The sequence below is a fragment of the Flavobacterium qiangtangense genome, from assembly GCF_042658345.1.
GTDB lineage: Bacteria > Bacteroidota > Bacteroidia > Flavobacteriales > Flavobacteriaceae > Flavobacterium > Flavobacterium qiangtangense.
This window is the reverse complement of record NZ_JBHSQB010000008.1, coordinates 48,105-64,706: the sequence shown is the minus strand read 5'-3', so window position 1 is coordinate 64,706 and position 16,602 is coordinate 48,105. Positions and strand designations below refer to the sequence as shown.

Genomic DNA, 16,602 nt, shown 5'->3' with positions numbered 1-16,602 from the left:
GTGTATAGAAAGCAAGAACCTCGCCAATTTAGCGAGGTTCTTAGTATTATGAAAGTTTGTCAGTGATAAATTTTTCTTAAAAATTTGAGCTTTGCGAAACTTTGCGAAACCTTACAATCTTTGCGTTAAAAAACTGTTGTTGAGAAATAAACGCAAAGAGAAGAAAAAGAAATCGCAAAGATCCGCAAAGAAAAACTTCCGAGTCTTACCCAACCAAGTTGATGATTTTCCCAGGAACGATAATCACTTTTTTAGGCGTGGCTCCGTCCAGTTGCTTGATGGTTCTTTCATCTTTCATCACGATTTCTTCAATTTCTGCCACCGTCAAATCTAATGGAAGGTTCATTGTGAAACGCATTTTTCCATTAAAAGAAACCGGATATTCTTTGTTGCTTTCTACCAAATATTCTGGATTAAATCTTGGGAAAGGAACCGTTGAAATACTTCCAGAATGTCCTAATTTTTCCCACAATTCTTCAGCAATGTGAGGCGCGTACGGAGAAATTAAAATGGCCAACGGCTCTAAAATCGAACGTTCGTGGCAGTTTTGCGCAGTCAATTCGTTCACGGCAATCATAAAAGAACTCACCGAAGTGTTAAAAGAGAAATTCTCGATATCTTCTTGCACTTTTTTGATGGTTTTGTGCAATGTTTTCAAGGCTTCTGGCGTCGCAGGATTTGAGTTTACAATCAAACCTGATTCGTCAAAATACAATCTCCATAGTTTTTTCAAGAACCCGAAAACACCTGTGATTCCGGCAGTATTCCAAGGTTTTGCCTGCTCTAACGGACCTAGGAACATTTCGTATAAACGTAAGGTATCGGCTCCGTATTCTTCGCAGATGTCGTCTGGGGTTACTACGTTTAAAAATGATTTCGACATCTTTTCTACTTCTCTCTTGACTACATACTTATTCTTTACATTTAAATTATAAAGACTTGCGAACTTGAATTCATCTTTGTAAATATTATGATTTTTAAATCTTTCAAAATCTAATTCATTTGTTATTGGATTAACTAAAGAACTATCAATTCTTACTTGATAATAATTGATAGAAATTAGAAATCTCCTTAATTGATTTTTATATGAAGGATTCAATTCTTGTAGTTCATTTACAAAAACATCTTCTAAATTTTTAAGTTGCGATAATGTAGAAAAATCATCAGAGGTTAAATTCTTTTTTATTTTTCTTTCCACATCATATAAAATATCATCTGTTTTATCTTGTAAACCCAAAGCATCTTCAACCCAGATTGGATTACTAAAAAATTGATAATCTACATATCCTATTTTGTCTTTTACATCAATAATCTTTTTATAAAAGTCATAATCAATTAATAATTTAGGCTTATTAAGCTCACTATCTTTAATGTATTCTGTTTCCGTAGTCTTAACTTGAGTTAAGTTAAAACTAACAACATTGACATAGGAGCTCATCCCCAAAATCATTCCCTGATTGATCAATTTCTTGAACGGTTCTTCCTGATTGACAAAACCTCTGTCCTTCAAAAATTTGTTCCAGAAACGGGAATACAACAAGTGGCCTGTGGCGTGCTCGCTTCCTCCTATATATAAATCGACATTCTGCCAATAGTTTTGTGCTTCGTCAGAAACAAATTCGTCATTATTATGCGCATCCATATAACGCAACCAATACCACGAACTTCCTGCCCAACCTGGCATGGTATTTAATTCTAAAGGAAAAATTGTTTTATCGTCAATCAACTGAGTACTGACAACTTCATTCTGAACACTATCCCAAGCCCACTCGGTTGCGTTTCCTAAAGGCGGTTGTCCATCTTCAGTTGGCAAATATTTCTCCACTTCCGGAAGGCGGATCGGCAGGTGCTGGGTTGCAATCATCTGTGGCAATCCGTTTACATAATAAACAGGAAACGGCTCGCCCCAATATCTTTGGCGGGAGAAAACGGCATCACGCAAACGGTAATTTGTTTTTCCTTTTCCTTGGTTTAATTCTTCCAAAGCTTCGATGGCTTTTTTGGTGGCTTCCTTGTAATTCAATCCGTTTAGGAAATCTGAATTATCAATCACCACATTGTCTTTTGAACCGTAAGCTTCTTCTGAAATATCTACGTTCTCAAAAATATTTTTAATTTCAATATCAAAGTGTTTTGCGAAAGCATAATCGCGTTCGTCGCCACAAGGAACGGCCATCACGGCTCCAGTTCCGTAACCTGCCAAAACATAATCGCCAATCCAAACCGGAATAGCTTCTTTGGTAAAAGGATGTTCGGCATAAGCGCCTGTGAAAACGCCCGAAATCGTTTTTACATCGGCCATTCTTTCACGCTCGCTACGTTTTGCAGTGGCTTCTACGTAAGCATCGACAGCTTGTTTTTGCTCTGGAGTTGTGATTTTTGAAACCAAATCATGTTCTGGCGCCAAAGTCATAAATGTTACTCCGAAAATCGTGTCAGGTCTTGTCGTGAAAACTTCAATAACGTGTTCGTTAGTTTCGTCTCCGCTTAAAATATAATCAACCGCATTTCGTTCAAATTCTGAATCTTTCACTTTAAAAGTAACCGAAGCTCCAACCGATTTTCCAATCCAGTTTCTTTGGTTTTCTTTCAGAGATTCTGTCCAATCGATGGTATCCAAACCTTGAAGCAAACGTTCAGCATAAGCGGAAATTCGCATGCTCCATTGTGTCATTTTCTTGCGGATTACAGGATGCCCTCCACGTTCTGAAACACCGTTTACGATTTCGTCGTTTGCCAAAACAGTTCCCAATGCCGGACACCAGTTGACTTCGGTTTCGGCAAGGAATGTTAATCTGTATTTTAGTAAAATTCTTTCTTGTTCTTCTTTTGAGTAGGATTTCCAGTCTTCTGCAGAGAATGTTGGAATATTATCGTCAGAAACCGCGTTTACTTTTGCGTTTCCGTTTTCTTCAAAATCCATCACCAATGTCTTGATATCACGGGCTTCGTTGGCATCTTTATCGTACCAAGAATTGAACAGTTGGATGAAAATCCACTGCGTCCATTTGTAATAATCGGCGTTTGAAGTACGAACTTCTCTACTCCAATCAAAAGAAAAACCGATTTTATCTAATTGTTCTCTGTAACGGGCGATATTCTCCTTAGTCGTTTTATCAGGATGCTGGCCGGTTTGAATGGCATATTGTTCAGCCGGAAGTCCGAAACTGTCGTATCCTTGTGGATGCAAAACGTTGAAACCTTGGTGGCGTTTGAATCGTGCATAAATGTCAGAAGCGATGTAACCTAGTGGATGCCCAACGTGCAAGCCGGCTCCAGATGGATAAGGAAACATATCCAAAACATAATATTTTGGCTTGTCTGAATTATTTTCTGCAGCAAAGGTTTGGTTCTCGGCCCAATATTTCTGCCAGTTTTTTTCTATCTCGTTAGGATTGTATTTCATTTTTCTTTCAGTTCAAGGTTTTGGGTTCAGGGTTTTAGGGCTGAACGTTTATGTTTTGAGAATTTCCGCAGTCAAAATAATATTTTTACCATCTTCTTGTGATAGGAATATTATTTGTTTGCTTATTGTCGCCATTTTTATTTCTAAAGGTAAATTTGTTTTTATAAATGGTATTAAATCTTCATTAATTTTAAAAAGACTTCCATTCATATTATCTTTTATAAATGAAACTTCTTCATTTGTTATTAATTCAAAATCAAGAATCTTAGTTGATATTTTTTTGTCATTATTTATGTCTAAATATACTTTTGCTATTTTCCATAAATTTTCATAGGTAATCAAAAATAACAGAAAAAGCACACCTAAAAAAATGTAAAGTCCATTTAAAAAAGTAAAATTAAGTTTTATAAAAAACGAACTTAGTACCATCATTAATGAGAGAAAAAGAATTATTTTAAAGAAACTTTTGTAATAGATGCTTATTAAACGGAACTCAAAACTTATTGATTTTTTTAAAATATTTTTTTCTTCGTGTGTCAATCTTGTGTTGCTCATTTATTTTTTTATCTTAAAAGAATTCCCTCGCAATGACTTCATACAAAAAAAATCAATTCGAAGTCGCAAATTTACGTTTATTGTACGAAAGTCAAAACTTTGAGCGTTATAAACTGTGTTTAAAGAAATTCTTTATTATTTTTACGGCTTAAATTAAAATCTATGGCATCTTCTTTCGAAAAATTTCAAAAGCGACGACTTATTTCTTCCTATTTCTCTGTGGTATTGAGTGTTTTCTTGGTACTTTTTTTATTGGGAATTTTGGGGTTATTTGTAATCAATTCTAAGAAATTATCGGATGATTTCAAGGAAGAAATTGCAATGTCGGTTTATTTTAAAAATGAAGCAACGGACAGTATTATCAACGCTTTTGACACGGAAATCAAAACTTCAAAGTTCGTGAAATCGTATGAATACGTGACGAAAGAACAAGCGGCGAAGCAGCATACCGATATTATCGGTGAAGATTTTATGGCGTTTTTGGGCGAAAATCCTTTGGAAAACTCTTTTGATATTCACTTGAAAGCCGATTATATCGTGACGGATAGCATCAAACAATTTGAGACAAAAATTTTGGAAAACCCGATGGTTTCTGATATCGTTTATGACAAAGTTTTGGTGAATTTGGTTAATGACAATATTCAAAAAATCAGTTTTTGGATTTTAATTGCCAGCGGATTTTTGGCTCTGGTAGCGGTTTTATTGATTAATAGCTCGATGCGACTTTCGATTTACTCGAATCGTTTTATCATCAAAACAATGCAAATGGTTGGCGCGACGAAATCATTTATCAGAAAGCCATTTATTTGGAGAAGCATAAAATTAGGCGTAATTGGTTCTGTTTTGGCGATTATTGCCTTGATGGGCGTTTTGTATTACGTGGACACCAATTTCCCGAATTTAAACATTTTGGAAGACCAATTCATGATTTCGATGGTTTTGGTTGGCGTGCTGCTGGTGGGAATTTTGATTACTTGGTTCAGCACTTTCTTTGCAACGCAACGTTTCTTGAATTTAAGAACCGACGACCTTTATTAGACTGCTTAGACAAATTAGATTATTAGACTTTAAGACATAATATTATGAATAAAGATACAAATAAAAACGAATTCCTTTTTGAGAAGGTTAATTACAAATTTCTATTAATTGGAATTGCAGTAATCACGCTTGGATTTATCTTGATGTCAGGCGGTGGAACGGATAATCCAGCGGTTTTTAGCGACAAGATTTTTGATTTCAGAAGAATTAAATTGGCGCCAACGACAGTTTTGATTGGTTTTGGAATCACGATTTATGCGATTTTAAAAAACCCAAAGAAAAATTAGCGAATTAGCGCATTTTCTAATTAGCTCATTCGCTAATAATAATTTTATTACATGGATTTAATTCAAGCTATTTTAATCGCCATTGTCGAAGGTTTAACAGAATATTTGCCGGTTTCATCAACTGCTCACATGGGATTCACTGCCTCACTTTTAAATATGGAGGAAAGTGAATTCTTAAAAATGTTTCAGGTTTCGATACAATTTGGTGCGATTTTATCAATTGTTGTACTTTATTGGAAGAAATTCTTTGACTTTAGTAACTTAAATTTCTATCTAAAATTAATTTTTGCTGTGATTCCAGCGTTAGTTTTGGGGTATCTTTTTGATGATAAAATTGAAGCCGTTTTAGGAAATCAAATCGCCATTTCATCGGTTTTGGTTTTGGGCGGCATTGTTTTGTTGTTTGTAGATAATTGGTTTAAAAATCCAACTATTGTTGATGAAAAAGAAATTTCAGTAAAAAAAGCTGTCATTATTGGTTTTTGGCAATGTTTGGCGATGATGCCCGGAACAAGCCGTTCTGCAGCGTCCATAATTGGCGGAATGACACAAGGTTTGAGCAGAAAAGCATCTGCTGAATTCTCTTTTTTCTTGGCTGTTCCTACGATGTTAGCCGTGACGGTTTATTCGATTTTTGTAAAAACTTGGGGAAAAGGAACGCCAACGGAAATGAAAGGTTATGAGATGATTTTTCAGGACCAAAATCATATTACTTTATTCGTAGTTGGAAATATTGTGGCTTTTGTCGTGGCTTTAATTGCGGTGAAAACGTTCATCAATCTTCTGACCAAATATGGATTTAAATTTTGGGGCTGGTACCGAATCATAATTGGAATCGCTCTATTAATTTATTTTACTTACTTTAAATAATGAAATTATCCGTACAAGATTTTCAAGAAGGACAAGTTTTATTAATTGACAAGCCATTAAATTGGACATCCTTTCAAGCGGTTAATAAATTAAAATACACCTTAATTAACAAAGTAGGACTTCCAAAGAAATTTAAAATCGGTCATGCCGGAACTTTAGATCCGTTGGCTTCAGGATTGCTTTTGGTTTGTACCGGAAAATTCACCAAAAGAATTACCGAATTACAAGGCCAAGCCAAAGAATATACAGGAACAATCACGGTTGGAGGCACAACGCCATCTTATGATTTGGAAACTGAAATCAACGAAACTTTTCCAACTGAACATATTACGGAAGAATTAATTTGCGAAACCGTAAAACAGTTTTTGGGAGAAATTGACCAGCGTCCACCGATATTTTCCGCTCTAAAAAAAGACGGAATTCGCTTATACGAACACGCGAGAGCGGGCGAGGAAATTGAAATTCCAACAAGAAAAACAGTTATTCACGAATTCGAAATTACCAGAATTGCTTTGCCCGAAATCGACTTCAGAGTAGTTTGTAGCAAAGGAACTTATATTCGTTCATTGGCTTTTGATTTTGGAAAAGCCTTGAATTCTGGCGCGCATCTTTCGGCTTTGCGAAGAACAAAAATTGGCGATTATAAAGTGGAAGACGGTTATGATTTAGAAGCTTTTGTGGATTCTATTTCTGAAAAAAAAGAATAATTATGAAAAAAGTAATCCTTCTATTTCTTTTAGGTTTTACGTATTTATCAAACGCTCAAATAAATCCATCTGATTTAAAAACAGGCGATTTTATTTTCCAAGATATGGATTGCGGTCCTTTATGTGATGCGATTGAAGCCGTTACTGAAGGTTACAAAGGAAACGATTTCAGCCATATGGGATTGGTTTACAAAAAAAATGATACGATTTATATTATCGAAGCGGCGGGTTCTGCGGTTCGATTAAATACGTTGGAAAAATTTTCGAAAAACACAAAAAAACCAATGTACATCGGAAGAGTCAAAAAGAAATATGAAAAAATAATTCCAGAAGCGATTTCTTTTTCTTTGGAACAAATTGGAGTTCCGTATGACGATGATTATGTTTATGACAATGAAAAATATTATTGTTCCGAATTGATTTATGATGCTTTTAAAAAGGCAAATAACAAAAAACCGTTCTTTCAGTTATTTCCAATGACTTATAAAGAACCGGGAACGAATGATTTTTTCCCAGCTTGGATTGAATATTACAAAGCAATTGGAAGCGAAATTCCGGAAGGAAAACCGGGTTGTAATCCTGGTGGAATGTCAACTTCGGATAAAATTTTTATTTTGGGAACTTTAAAATAGAACACAGCTTGCATAGATTTACAAAAATTATGTCTGTGGAAATCTGAGAAATCTGTGTTGAAATTTTTTCAAATTACTCTTGAATATCAATCAAACGCATCATCTCCAAAAGTTCATTTTGAGCACTCAAACCTTTGTCGTGCAGATACCACATTTGCAATTCAGTTTTGATGGTTTCGTCTAAAATGCCATGTTTTTCTTTGTAGTTTTTTACCAGATCAAAAGCTTCTTTCGGTCTTGGCCCCCAATCTGATAAAACTTCTAAAGTATCTGCATCCAGAATAATTAACTTCGGAATTGACTTTCCACCATTGGTTAAAAATTGATTCATCAATGCTTCATTTTCGTCACGAAGCACGATTTTAAAATCAATATTATCCGACAAAACTTCCATTTTGTGCATAATCGGAAGCAATTGCGCTGCGTCGCCACACCAACCTTCAGAAATTACCAGCCAAAGATATTTTTTTTTTAAAAGTTTTAATCGTTCTACATTTTCTGGAGTTATAACAATTGTTTTCTCCAAACGATTCATTCGGGTTTCGTTCAAATTGCTGTAATGCAACAAATCTTCTGACTGGGAATTTCCTGTTGATTTTCCTTCCGAAAGTAAATCCGTAACCACTTTTCTATATTCAAAATAAGTCAAGCTTTTGTCCAAACTATTTTTAATTATATCTTTCATAACTTTGATTTTACAATACAAAATTAAATCTAAAAAACGGATTTACTTTTTTTTCAGCAACTTATTCCAAAAAAACAGATAATGACTATATTTGCACAACTTTTAGTAAATTACTCAAACGATTTACGCAAAAGAAAAACTAAAACACAGCTATGAAATATAAAAGAATCCTTCTGAAATTAAGCGGAGAGGCCTTGATGGGCGACAGACAATATGGTATCGATCCAGCAAGATTGGCTGAATATGCAGAAGAAATTAAAGAAATCCACGACAAAGGCGTAGAAATTGCAATCGTGATTGGAGGAGGAAATATTTTTCGCGGTGTTGCCGGAGCAAGCAACGGAATGGATCGCGTTCAAGGCGATTATATGGGAATGCTGGCAACCGTTATCAACGGAATGGCACTTCAAGGCGCTCTTGAAGACAAAGGAATGCTGACGCGTTTGCAAACAGCCTTGAAAATTGAAGCAATTGCAGAGCCTTACATCAAAAGAAGAGCGGTTCGTCACCTTGAAAAAGGAAGAATTGTTATTTTTGGAGCCGGAACTGGAAATCCGTATTTTACAACAGATACTGCAGCAGTTTTAAGAGGTGTGGAAGTGCACGCTGATGTGATTTTAAAAGGAACTCGCGTCGATGGAGTTTATACTTCTGACCCAGAAAAAAATGCTGATGCGGTTAAATTCGACACGATTTCTTTTGAAGACGTTTTGAAAAAAGGATTGAACGTAATGGACACAACGGCTTTCACTTTAAGCCAAGAAAACGAATTGCCAATCGTTGTTTTTGACATGAACAAAAGAGGAAACCTTCTAAAAATCTGCGAAGGACAAAATATTGGAACAGTAGTTAATGTATAATTTTTAGACTGCTTAGACTTCTTAGATTGCCAGACAGTCTAAAAATCTAACCATCTAATACTCTAAAAATCTAAAAGATGACTGAAGAAATTGATTTTATATTAGACAGCACAAAAGAATCTATGGAAGGTTCCATTGCGCACCTTGAAAAAGAATTTTTAAATATCCGTGCTGGAAAAGCGAGTCCTGCGATGTTGGGAAGCGTTTTTGTGGATTATTATGGCTCACAAACGGCTTTGTCTCAGGTTTCAAAAGTGAGTGTTCCAGATGCGAGAACGATTACGATTCAGCCTTTTGAGAAAAATATGATTCAGCCGATCGAAAAAGCAATTCAAGTTGCAAATATCGGGTTTAACCCAATGAACAATGGCGATATGATCATCATCAGCGTACCGCCGTTAACAGAAGAGCGCCGTCGTGATTTGGCTAAACAAGCAAAAGCGGAAGCAGAGGATGCAAAAATTGGCGTGAGGAATGTTCGTAAAGACTCTAATTCTGATATTAAGAAACTAGAAAAAGAAGGAACTTCTGAAGACATTTGCAAAAGCGCAGAAGACGAAGTTCAGAATTTGACTAATGCTTACATTAAAAAAATCGACGAACTTTTGGCTAATAAAGAAGCTGAAATTATGAAAGTTTAATCTTTCAGATTAAAAATATTAAAATCCACTTAAACAGTGGATTTTTTTTGTTTAAGTAGATTACATTTGCAACTGTAACAAATCTGGATTTTAATCGTCTTATATTCAAATTTCCCTTGATGAGATTTCTCACTTTTTTGATTCTTTTTTTCTCGGTTGCTGTGCAAGCGCAATTTCAGATTTCTGGAATCGTGAGAGACGAAAGCACGAAAAAACCACTTCCTTTTGCTACAATTGCTGCCGAAAATAATTCTACGATTACTGATGTTGACGGAAAATTTATCTTGTTTACAAAAGCAGAAGTACATTTGTTTTCAGTTTCTTACATTGGTTATAATTCAAAAAATAATATCTCGAAAGGTTTTAAAAAGCATTTTGAAATATATCTCTCTCCAAAGGCTGAAAATTTAGAAGAAGTTTTAGTTGCTTCATCAGAAAATCCTGCAAATGAGATAATTCGAAAGGCAATTCAGAACAAAAAAAATAACGATCCGCAAAAAAAATTAAACAGTTTTCAATTTAAGACTTATAACAAGTTGGTTGTAACGGCAGATCCAGATTCGATTGATGGACGAATTGATTCGGTTTTTGTTGAAAAATATTCGGGACGAGTTTTTAAAGAAATCGATTCTTCTGATTATAATTTCAAGAAAATAATTGACAAACAGCATTTGTTTCAGACCGAAAAAGTATCACAATTTCAGTTCAGCAACAATCGTTTGAAGGAAACAATTTTAGGAACCAGAATGGCCGGATTAAAGAATCCGATTTATGAAATTATTGCTTTTAACCTGCAGTCATTTTCAGTTTATGACTTGAAATATGAGCTTTTTGAAACCAAATATAACAGTCCGATTGCTCCAGATGCGTTTTCTGACTATCGCTTCAAACTGCTTGATACGGTAAAAATCGAGAACAGAAATGCTTATATGATTTATTTCAAGCCAAGGAAAAAAAGCAAGACTTTTGGTTTGGAAGGAGTTCTTTATATTGATCAAGAAAACTTTGCTGTTGCCAGAGCAATTATGCGAATTCGTGCAGTTTTAGACATTTCTGCCACACACGAATTCAAATATTTGGAAGATCAACAAATGTGGTTTCCAACACAAAAAGAATTCAAAATTGTCAAAGGGAAAAATGATGATGACATTAGAATTTTAGGTGGAACCATAAAATTTGAAGGTGATTTTGACGAAACAAAAAACCGCAAGAAAGAAGCTTCTGATTTTACTTATTTACTTTCAAAATCGTACAATTTCGACCAAGAATATAATGTTCCGATTAAAATCAGGCATGCGGCAGTTTCTCTTGAAGTAAAGAATGACGCTATAAACAAAGAAGAATCATTTTGGAATAAATACAGAATTGACACGCTCGACCTCAGGAGCGAACGAACTTATTTTGCCTTAGACAGTATTGCTGAAAAAGAAAAATTTGAGAAAAAATTGCGTCTCGGCAGAAAAATTTTGAATGGATACATTCCAATTGGTCCAGTAGATTTAGACCTTCGCTATCTTTTGAGTTATAACAATTATGAAGGATTTCGATTAGGTTTGGGCGGTGTTACCAATGAAAAATTTTCGAATAAATTTAGGTTAGAAGCTTACACGGCTTATGGTACAAAAGATGGTGAAATAAAATACAGTATCGGTGGCGCAGTTCGTCTAGGTATTTTTTCAAACACTTGGATTGGTGGAAGTTATACAGATGATGTTCGAGAAATAGGTAGCACGTCTTTTGCGATTGACAAGCGCGTTTTTAAGATTTATGATCCTCGACCAATCAACTTAAGTACGTTTTACAATCATAAAACGTGGCGCGGTTATATTGAAACAAAAATTATCCCAAAAACAGAAAGTATCTGGCAATTGACGCACAGCAGAATTGAACCAAAATTCAATTATGTGTATAATCTTGATGGAAAATTGTACAATAATTATGACATGACCACGGCGATGTTTGCCTTGCAATGGAATCCTTTCAGCGATTATATGCAAACTCCCACAGGAAAATTAGAAATTGAAAAAAGGTATCCGAAGTTTACATTTCAGTTTACACAAGCGCTTCCAAAAGTGTTTGAAAACGACTTTCAGTTTTCGAAATTAGATGTTCGTGCTGAATATGAAAAGAAATATCTGAACGGGCAAAAAACTTCTTTTTTGATGGAAGCCGGTTATGCTTTAGGCGATGTTCCGATTTCGCATTTGTACAATACTTCGCCAAATAGCCTTACGAAAGAAAAACTGATTCAGCGTATTACCATTTCTGGAAAAAACAGTTTTGAGACGATGTATTTCAATGAGTTTTTCTCTAGCAAATATGCAATGTTTCAGTTGAAACACGGTTTCAAAAGAGTGACACTTTTCAAGAATATCAAACCTTCTGCAGTGTTAGTTACTCGTGCGGCTTGGGGTGATATGGAAAAACCAGAACAGCACGTTGGACTCGATTATAAAACCTTAAAAGATGGTTATTTTGAATCTGGAATCGAGTTAAATCAAATCTACAAATTCATCGGATTGTCTGGATTTTATAGATATGGACCAAATCAGCTTCCGAAATTTGAAGATAATATTTCTATAAAATTAACCGTGATTCTGAACTTAGGAATTTAATGGCTTGATACAAATTTCAATCCGATTATTGATGCAATTAAAGTTGAAAGGAAGAAGATTCTCCAAAAAGTTGCTGGTTCTTTGAAGATTAAAATTCCCACTAAAACAGTTCCAACAGCACCAATTCCGGTCCAAACGGCATAAGCTGTTCCGATTGGAAGCGTTTGTGTTGCTTTATAAAGTAGCGCCATGCTAATCGTCAAACAAACAAAAAATCCCACCATCCAGAGTGTGGATTCTGTTCCCGAAGTTTCTTTGGCTTTGCCTAAACAAGATGCAAAACCTACTTCAAATAATCCGGCGATAATCACTAAAATCCAATTCATTTCGATGTTTTTTAAATATATAAAACCTGCCGAACTCGAAAGTCAGGCAGGTTTATTAGAATTAATATTAACGTAAATCTATAAATAATCCAAGTGCAAAAGTATTGCTTTTTCTAGCTTATGGCTTAATAATTAACACAGATGGCGTGTTATTTAACCAAACGCTTTGCGAATCAACTAATTTTTTCCAACTGTCTAAACTGATGATCATCAAATCTTGGTTTTCCAAAAATTCTTTTTTCATCGTTTTTTCGTTTGACATGGTGATATGATTTGGTGCAATCTGCTCAATTGAACGAATACTTTCCTTGATTTCAGAATTATTTTTTATTTCTCCGGCGGTATCTAAAATCGTAATTTGAGATCCGTTATTGTGAATTAATTTCTGAGCATATTCTATTAAAAATTTATCGTCGGCAGAAAACAGCGGCATAAAAACCTGGTCGATTTCTTCCAAACTTTTATCAACTAAAATTCCCACTGGCATTTTGCTGTAAGCGACGATATGACGCGTTCTTTCGTCAAACGGAGAATTTTCAAACAAGCCCTCTTTTCCTGATAATTTGTCAATTAAACGGTCTGGATTTATGATTCTTGTGGTATAACCCAAAACCCTTCCGAGTAGCGTTCCTTCGAAAATTGACTGTCCCAAACCAATCAAAAGCAAATCAAATTCGCCTTGATTCGCGATTTCTGTAATATCAGAATCCACGTCCACAGAAGCTTTGAAAAGCGTGACGATTTTTTGTTCCAAATTTTCGGCTTCGTTTATGATTGGCTTAAAAATTTCTTGTTCGTAATGATTCGCTTCAAATCCGTGTAATTCATTACTTGAAGACAGGTGCATCGTGGTTACCATTGCGTTTCCGTTCTGTTTTTTGACCAAACTATTGGCTACTTTCAGTAATGCAATTCCTCTCTCCGGAACGGCAAAAGATAGTAAAATCTTGTATTTTGCTTTGTTCGAAATATTTTCTGGAATCATTGAATTTCCGGTTTTAAAAATATAATTGATTAAATCTAATGCGGGTCCGGTCATAAAAGTGGTCACCAAAGCCATAATTACCATCATCGTGAATATCATCGGAGAAAGTACTCCTAGCTCGTATCCGATATTAAGAACAATCAGTTCCATCAAACCTCTGGTATTCATCAAAGCACCGATGTATAAAGAATCGCGCCAATTTTGACCTACGAATTTTGCAGCCAAAGTACTTCCCAAAAACTTTCCGATCACGGCAACCGCAATAATTAATCCGGTGATTTTCCATAAATAAGGATCATCTAAAAGTCCGATTTCAGTTCTTAATCCGGTGAAAACGAAGAACAACGGAAGCAATATGATTAATGCAATATCTTCCACTTTTTCGATAAAAATACTTCTGAATTTGGCACTTTCTGGCATAATTACTCCAGCCATAAAAGCTCCGAATAAAGCGTGAATTCCGATAACTTCAGTCACATACGCAGAAATTATCAAGGTCAAAAAGAAAATGGCAACGACAGGTTTGCTCAATGCTTTTCTGGAAGAATATAAATCTCCTACTCTTTTCAAGAACGGTTTCACGATCCAAATCATCAGAAATACGTAAGTTACTGCCAAGGCAATAATATATAGCGAACTGACGAACGATCCGGCTTTTACAATCGCAATTACTGCTGCCAAAATACACCAAGCGGTGATGTCGTCTGCGGCTGCGCAAGTTATCACGATGCTTCCCAATTTTGTCTTGTGAATGCCACGTTCTTGAACGATTCTTGCCAAAACCGGAAACGCCGTGATGCTCATCGCGATTCCGCAAAAAAGTGCAAATGATAAAAATTCAACACCTGCTGGAGCAAAAGTTTCGTACATAAAATAGGCTAATCCAATTCCCAACGTGAACGGAAAAATGATGCTGGCGTGGCTGATTACAACGGCATCGTGCGCTTTATTTCTAAGAACTTTTAGATCCAATTCCATCCCGATGACGAACATGAAAAGAATCAATCCGATTTGGCTCAAGAATTGCAAGTTTCCGAGTGAAGCCACGGGAAAAAGCGTGTCTTTAAATTCTGGAAAATACAATCCTAATAATGAAGGTCCGAGCACGATTCCAGCGATGATTTCACCTACGACAGAAGGCTGTCCGATTTTTCTACAAATCCATCCGAAGAATCTTGCGACTAAAATAATGGTCAAGATTTGGGCCAATAAAATCGCCAACGGATGTTGCAAACTGTGTTGCATTGAATCAAGAAATTCGGCCCAATCTGTTTTATCTGAGGTTTTTTCTATGATAGTTCTTCCCGCTTCCAAATGTTTTCCTTCGTTCAAAAACCAGTAAATGACTAGTGAAAAAACAGCGATTAGAACCACGTAGAAAATGGAGTTTTTATGTTTGCGCATGATGTGGTTATTTTGCGCAAATATCTACATTGAAATGGTTTTACAAATTGATTTTGTAAAATAGTTTTTGGCAATTGTAATGAGACGGCAGAATTTTGTAATGAAACTTAAAGGTTGATTTTGCAGAGGAAGTCTGACCGATAAATATCGCTTAAAAACAACACCATATTTTTTCCAGATTTGTCTAAAATTGTGGTGGTAATTTCATCGTGGGCAAAAAATTTCACGGCAGACATTGCCAAAATATCCTTTTTATTAATTCTACAAAAATCTGCTTTTGGAAGTTGGGCAATCAATTTTGCGAACGTAATATTCTTCAATAAAATGGAATTTCCGTCTTTCATCAAAACTTCTTTGTCACGACTGTCGCTTTCAGAAGGCTGGATATGAATGATTTGGTCGAAAAAAAGAAGCGCTTTTCCTTTGTCGGTATTAAGTTGTACAAACTTTTTATTTGTTGTTTTTTTATTGACTTTTTCCAAAGCTTTTGAAACCGCTTTCTGCAAACGATCTTTTTTCACAGGCTTTGTGATGTAATCAATCGCTTCAATATCAAAGGCTTCTGCGGCGTATTCTTTGTAGGCCGTTGTAAAAATTACCATTTTGTCTTTCAGCAAATTGGCCACGCTCAAACCGTCCATTCCCGGCATTTCGATATCGGTTATGACCAAATCAAAATCGAGGTTTTTCATTTCTGCGAGCAATTTTTCGGGATTGTCAAATGACTTCACGATTTCCAGTTCTGGAATTTGTTCGCAGAGCATTTTTAAGTACGTCAGTCCTGGCAATTCATCGTCCAGAAGCAAGCATTTGAGCTTTGTATTCAAGGAGGTCAATTTTTAAGTGAGCAATATAAACATCGTCTTCGATAAATTTATCGAGCTTGAAATTATTGTTGTAAATTATTTTCAATCGCTGTTCTAACGTATTGGATCCCAAACCGCTGTTGTCTTTTTTCAACGTTTTATGATCGGAGATTTTATTAGAAACTGTCAAATAAAAACTGCTTTCCTTAAACTCAAAAACAATTGAAATAAACGCGTCTGGGCTTTTTAAATCGGCGTGTTTGAAGGCATTTTCTATTAAATCGATGGAAATCATCGGAGCCAAAATGTCTTGTTCATAAAGCATTTCACCTTCCTTAATTTTGGTCTTTACTTTCAACTCAAAAAGCGGACTCACCTTGATTTTATTGATTTCGATCAAGTTTAAGGCAAATTCAATTTCTTCTCTTGGAGAGACAAATTTTTTCTGACTTTCGTATAAAATGTAATCCAAAACGTTTGCCAATTTATCAAGCGCGTGATAGGTTTGATAGGCGTGCGACTGAATAGAATTCAAAATATTTTTAAAAAGATGCGGGTTTAATTTCGATTCTAAAGTTTCTAATTTCAAACCATTTACCTTCAATTCCAATGAATTGTATTTTTCTTCAAACTCGTTTTTTTGCGTTTTGGCTTGGTTCAATTTATAGACCAAAAGCAAAATCCCGACAACAAGAAGAATGATGAGAATAATCCCAATTACATAGAGCGTGTTTGAGATTAAGACGTCCGTTTTCATTTCGATTTTTTTGTAAAATTAGGCAAAT

At 35.3% G+C, this 16,602-nt stretch carries 15 protein-coding genes; 8 read left to right on the top strand and 7 right to left on the bottom strand.

The window, feature by feature from the left end:
- Nucleotides 1–205 precede the first annotated feature (205 nt).
- Nucleotides 206–3,406, bottom strand: coding sequence for a leucine--tRNA ligase (locus tag ACFPVY_RS11060; protein WP_379792073.1), 3,201 nt, complete (start codon nucleotides 3,404–3,406; stop codon nucleotides 206–208).
- A 48-nt stretch (nucleotides 3,407–3,454) separates the two neighbouring features.
- Nucleotides 3,455–3,961, bottom strand: coding sequence for a hypothetical protein (locus ACFPVY_RS11055; RefSeq protein WP_379792072.1), 507 nt, complete (start codon nucleotides 3,959–3,961; stop codon nucleotides 3,455–3,457).
- 162 nt (nucleotides 3,962–4,123) lie between these two features.
- Here ACFPVY_RS11055 and ACFPVY_RS11050 point away from each other — a divergent pair, with 162 nt between their 5' ends.
- From ACFPVY_RS11050 to ACFPVY_RS11030, 5 genes are read left to right on the top strand one after another with little or no spacing between them, the layout of a single operon-like run.
- Complete coding sequence (locus tag ACFPVY_RS11050; RefSeq protein ID WP_379792071.1) at nucleotides 4,124–4,999, top strand: cell division protein FtsX; 876 nt, start codon at nucleotides 4,124–4,126, stop codon at nucleotides 4,997–4,999.
- A gap of 44 nt (nucleotides 5,000–5,043) precedes the next feature.
- On the top strand, nucleotides 5,044–5,286 hold the full coding sequence (locus ACFPVY_RS11045; protein ID WP_379792070.1) for a DUF3098 domain-containing protein: 243 nt from the start codon (nucleotides 5,044–5,046) through the stop codon (nucleotides 5,284–5,286).
- A 51-nt stretch (nucleotides 5,287–5,337) separates the two neighbouring features.
- Entirely contained in the window at nucleotides 5,338–6,156 is an 819-nt protein-coding gene (locus ACFPVY_RS11040) for an undecaprenyl-diphosphate phosphatase (protein WP_379792069.1), read from the top strand.
- Nucleotides 6,156–6,863 carry a tRNA pseudouridine(55) synthase TruB gene (gene truB / locus ACFPVY_RS11035; RefSeq protein WP_379792068.1) on the top strand — a complete coding sequence of 236 codons (708 nt, stop codon included), beginning with the start codon at nucleotides 6,156–6,158 and terminating at the stop codon, nucleotides 6,861–6,863. Before ACFPVY_RS11040 ends, truB begins: the two co-directional genes overlap by 1 nt.
- A gap of 2 nt (nucleotides 6,864–6,865) precedes the next feature.
- A complete protein-coding gene (locus tag ACFPVY_RS11030; protein ID WP_379792067.1) occupies nucleotides 6,866–7,495 on the top strand; it encodes a YiiX/YebB-like N1pC/P60 family cysteine hydrolase in 630 nt (209 codons plus the stop codon).
- Nucleotides 7,496–7,568: 73 nt separating this feature from the next.
- Here ACFPVY_RS11030 and ACFPVY_RS11025 read toward each other — a convergent pair whose 3' ends face one another.
- Nucleotides 7,569–8,180 (bottom strand): thioredoxin family protein, encoded by a 612-nt coding sequence (locus ACFPVY_RS11025; protein WP_379792066.1) that lies wholly within the window; start codon nucleotides 8,178–8,180, stop codon nucleotides 7,569–7,571.
- A 152-nt stretch (nucleotides 8,181–8,332) separates the two neighbouring features.
- Between ACFPVY_RS11025 and pyrH the strand changes: the two genes are divergently transcribed.
- The 3 genes from pyrH to ACFPVY_RS11010 all read left to right on the top strand — a co-directional run bounded on the left by pyrH (nucleotide 8,333) and on the right by ACFPVY_RS11010 (nucleotide 12,296).
- A complete protein-coding gene (gene pyrH / locus ACFPVY_RS11020; protein WP_296143293.1) occupies nucleotides 8,333–9,040 on the top strand; it encodes a UMP kinase in 708 nt (235 codons plus the stop codon).
- Nucleotides 9,041–9,117: 77 nt separating this feature from the next.
- Entirely contained in the window at nucleotides 9,118–9,681 is a 564-nt protein-coding gene (frr, locus tag ACFPVY_RS11015) for a ribosome recycling factor (protein WP_379792065.1), read from the top strand.
- 119 nt (nucleotides 9,682–9,800) lie between these two features.
- A complete protein-coding gene (locus tag ACFPVY_RS11010; RefSeq protein WP_379792064.1) occupies nucleotides 9,801–12,296 on the top strand; it encodes a DUF5686 and carboxypeptidase-like regulatory domain-containing protein in 2,496 nt (831 codons plus the stop codon).
- On the opposite strand, the gene ACFPVY_RS11005 is transcribed toward ACFPVY_RS11010, so the two are convergent.
- The 4 genes from ACFPVY_RS11005 to ACFPVY_RS10990 all read right to left on the bottom strand — a co-directional run bounded on the left by ACFPVY_RS11005 (nucleotide 12,293) and on the right by ACFPVY_RS10990 (nucleotide 16,574).
- A complete protein-coding gene (locus ACFPVY_RS11005; protein ID WP_379792063.1) occupies nucleotides 12,293–12,622 on the bottom strand; it encodes a DMT family transporter in 330 nt (109 codons plus the stop codon). The genes ACFPVY_RS11010 and ACFPVY_RS11005 overlap by 4 nt on opposite strands.
- A gap of 118 nt (nucleotides 12,623–12,740) precedes the next feature.
- Nucleotides 12,741–15,011 carry a cation:proton antiporter gene (locus ACFPVY_RS11000; RefSeq protein ID WP_379792062.1) on the bottom strand — a complete coding sequence of 757 codons (2,271 nt, stop codon included), beginning with the start codon at nucleotides 15,009–15,011 and terminating at the stop codon, nucleotides 12,741–12,743.
- A 107-nt stretch (nucleotides 15,012–15,118) separates the two neighbouring features.
- The gene (locus ACFPVY_RS10995; RefSeq protein WP_379792061.1) at nucleotides 15,119–15,838 is read right to left on the bottom strand and encodes a LytR/AlgR family response regulator transcription factor; all 720 of its coding nucleotides are present in this window, start codon (nucleotides 15,836–15,838) and stop codon (nucleotides 15,119–15,121) included.
- Nucleotides 15,801–16,574, bottom strand: a complete 774-nt coding sequence (locus tag ACFPVY_RS10990; RefSeq protein WP_379792060.1) for a sensor histidine kinase — start codon at nucleotides 16,572–16,574, stop codon at nucleotides 15,801–15,803. The genes ACFPVY_RS10995 and ACFPVY_RS10990 overlap by 38 nt, the downstream gene beginning before the upstream one ends.
- Nucleotides 16,575–16,602: the final 28 nt, after the last annotated feature.

What these genes read in the sequence shown, in the direction of transcription:
- pyrH (WP_296143293.1), top strand. Translation starts at nt 8,333, where the DNA reads ATGAAATATAAAAGAATCCTTCTGAAATTAAGCGGAGAGGCCTTGATG.
- frr (WP_379792065.1), top strand. Translation starts at nt 9,118, where the DNA reads ATGACTGAAGAAATTGATTTTATATTAGACAGCACAAAAGAATCTATG.
- ACFPVY_RS11060 (WP_379792073.1), bottom strand. Translation starts at nt 3,406, where the DNA reads ATGAAATACAATCCTAACGAGATAGAAAAAAACTGGCAGAAATATTGG.
- ACFPVY_RS11010 (WP_379792064.1), top strand. Translation starts at nt 9,801, where the DNA reads ATGAGATTTCTCACTTTTTTGATTCTTTTTTTCTCGGTTGCTGTGCAA.
- ACFPVY_RS11055 (WP_379792072.1), bottom strand. Translation starts at nt 3,961, where the DNA reads ATGAGCAACACAAGATTGACACACGAAGAAAAAAATATTTTAAAAAAA.
- ACFPVY_RS11000 (WP_379792062.1), bottom strand. Translation starts at nt 15,011, where the DNA reads ATGCGCAAACATAAAAACTCCATTTTCTACGTGGTTCTAATCGCTGTT.
- ACFPVY_RS11040 (WP_379792069.1), top strand. Translation starts at nt 5,338, where the DNA reads ATGGATTTAATTCAAGCTATTTTAATCGCCATTGTCGAAGGTTTAACA.
- ACFPVY_RS11025 (WP_379792066.1), bottom strand. Translation starts at nt 8,180, where the DNA reads ATGAAAGATATAATTAAAAATAGTTTGGACAAAAGCTTGACTTATTTT.
- ACFPVY_RS11005 (WP_379792063.1), bottom strand. Translation starts at nt 12,622, where the DNA reads ATGAATTGGATTTTAGTGATTATCGCCGGATTATTTGAAGTAGGTTTT.
- ACFPVY_RS11030 (WP_379792067.1), top strand. Translation starts at nt 6,866, where the DNA reads ATGAAAAAAGTAATCCTTCTATTTCTTTTAGGTTTTACGTATTTATCA.
- ACFPVY_RS10990 (WP_379792060.1), bottom strand. Translation starts at nt 16,574, where the DNA reads ATGAAAACGGACGTCTTAATCTCAAACACGCTCTATGTAATTGGGATT.
- ACFPVY_RS11050 (WP_379792071.1), top strand. Translation starts at nt 4,124, where the DNA reads ATGGCATCTTCTTTCGAAAAATTTCAAAAGCGACGACTTATTTCTTCC.
- truB (WP_379792068.1), top strand. Translation starts at nt 6,156, where the DNA reads ATGAAATTATCCGTACAAGATTTTCAAGAAGGACAAGTTTTATTAATT.
- ACFPVY_RS11045 (WP_379792070.1), top strand. Translation starts at nt 5,044, where the DNA reads ATGAATAAAGATACAAATAAAAACGAATTCCTTTTTGAGAAGGTTAAT.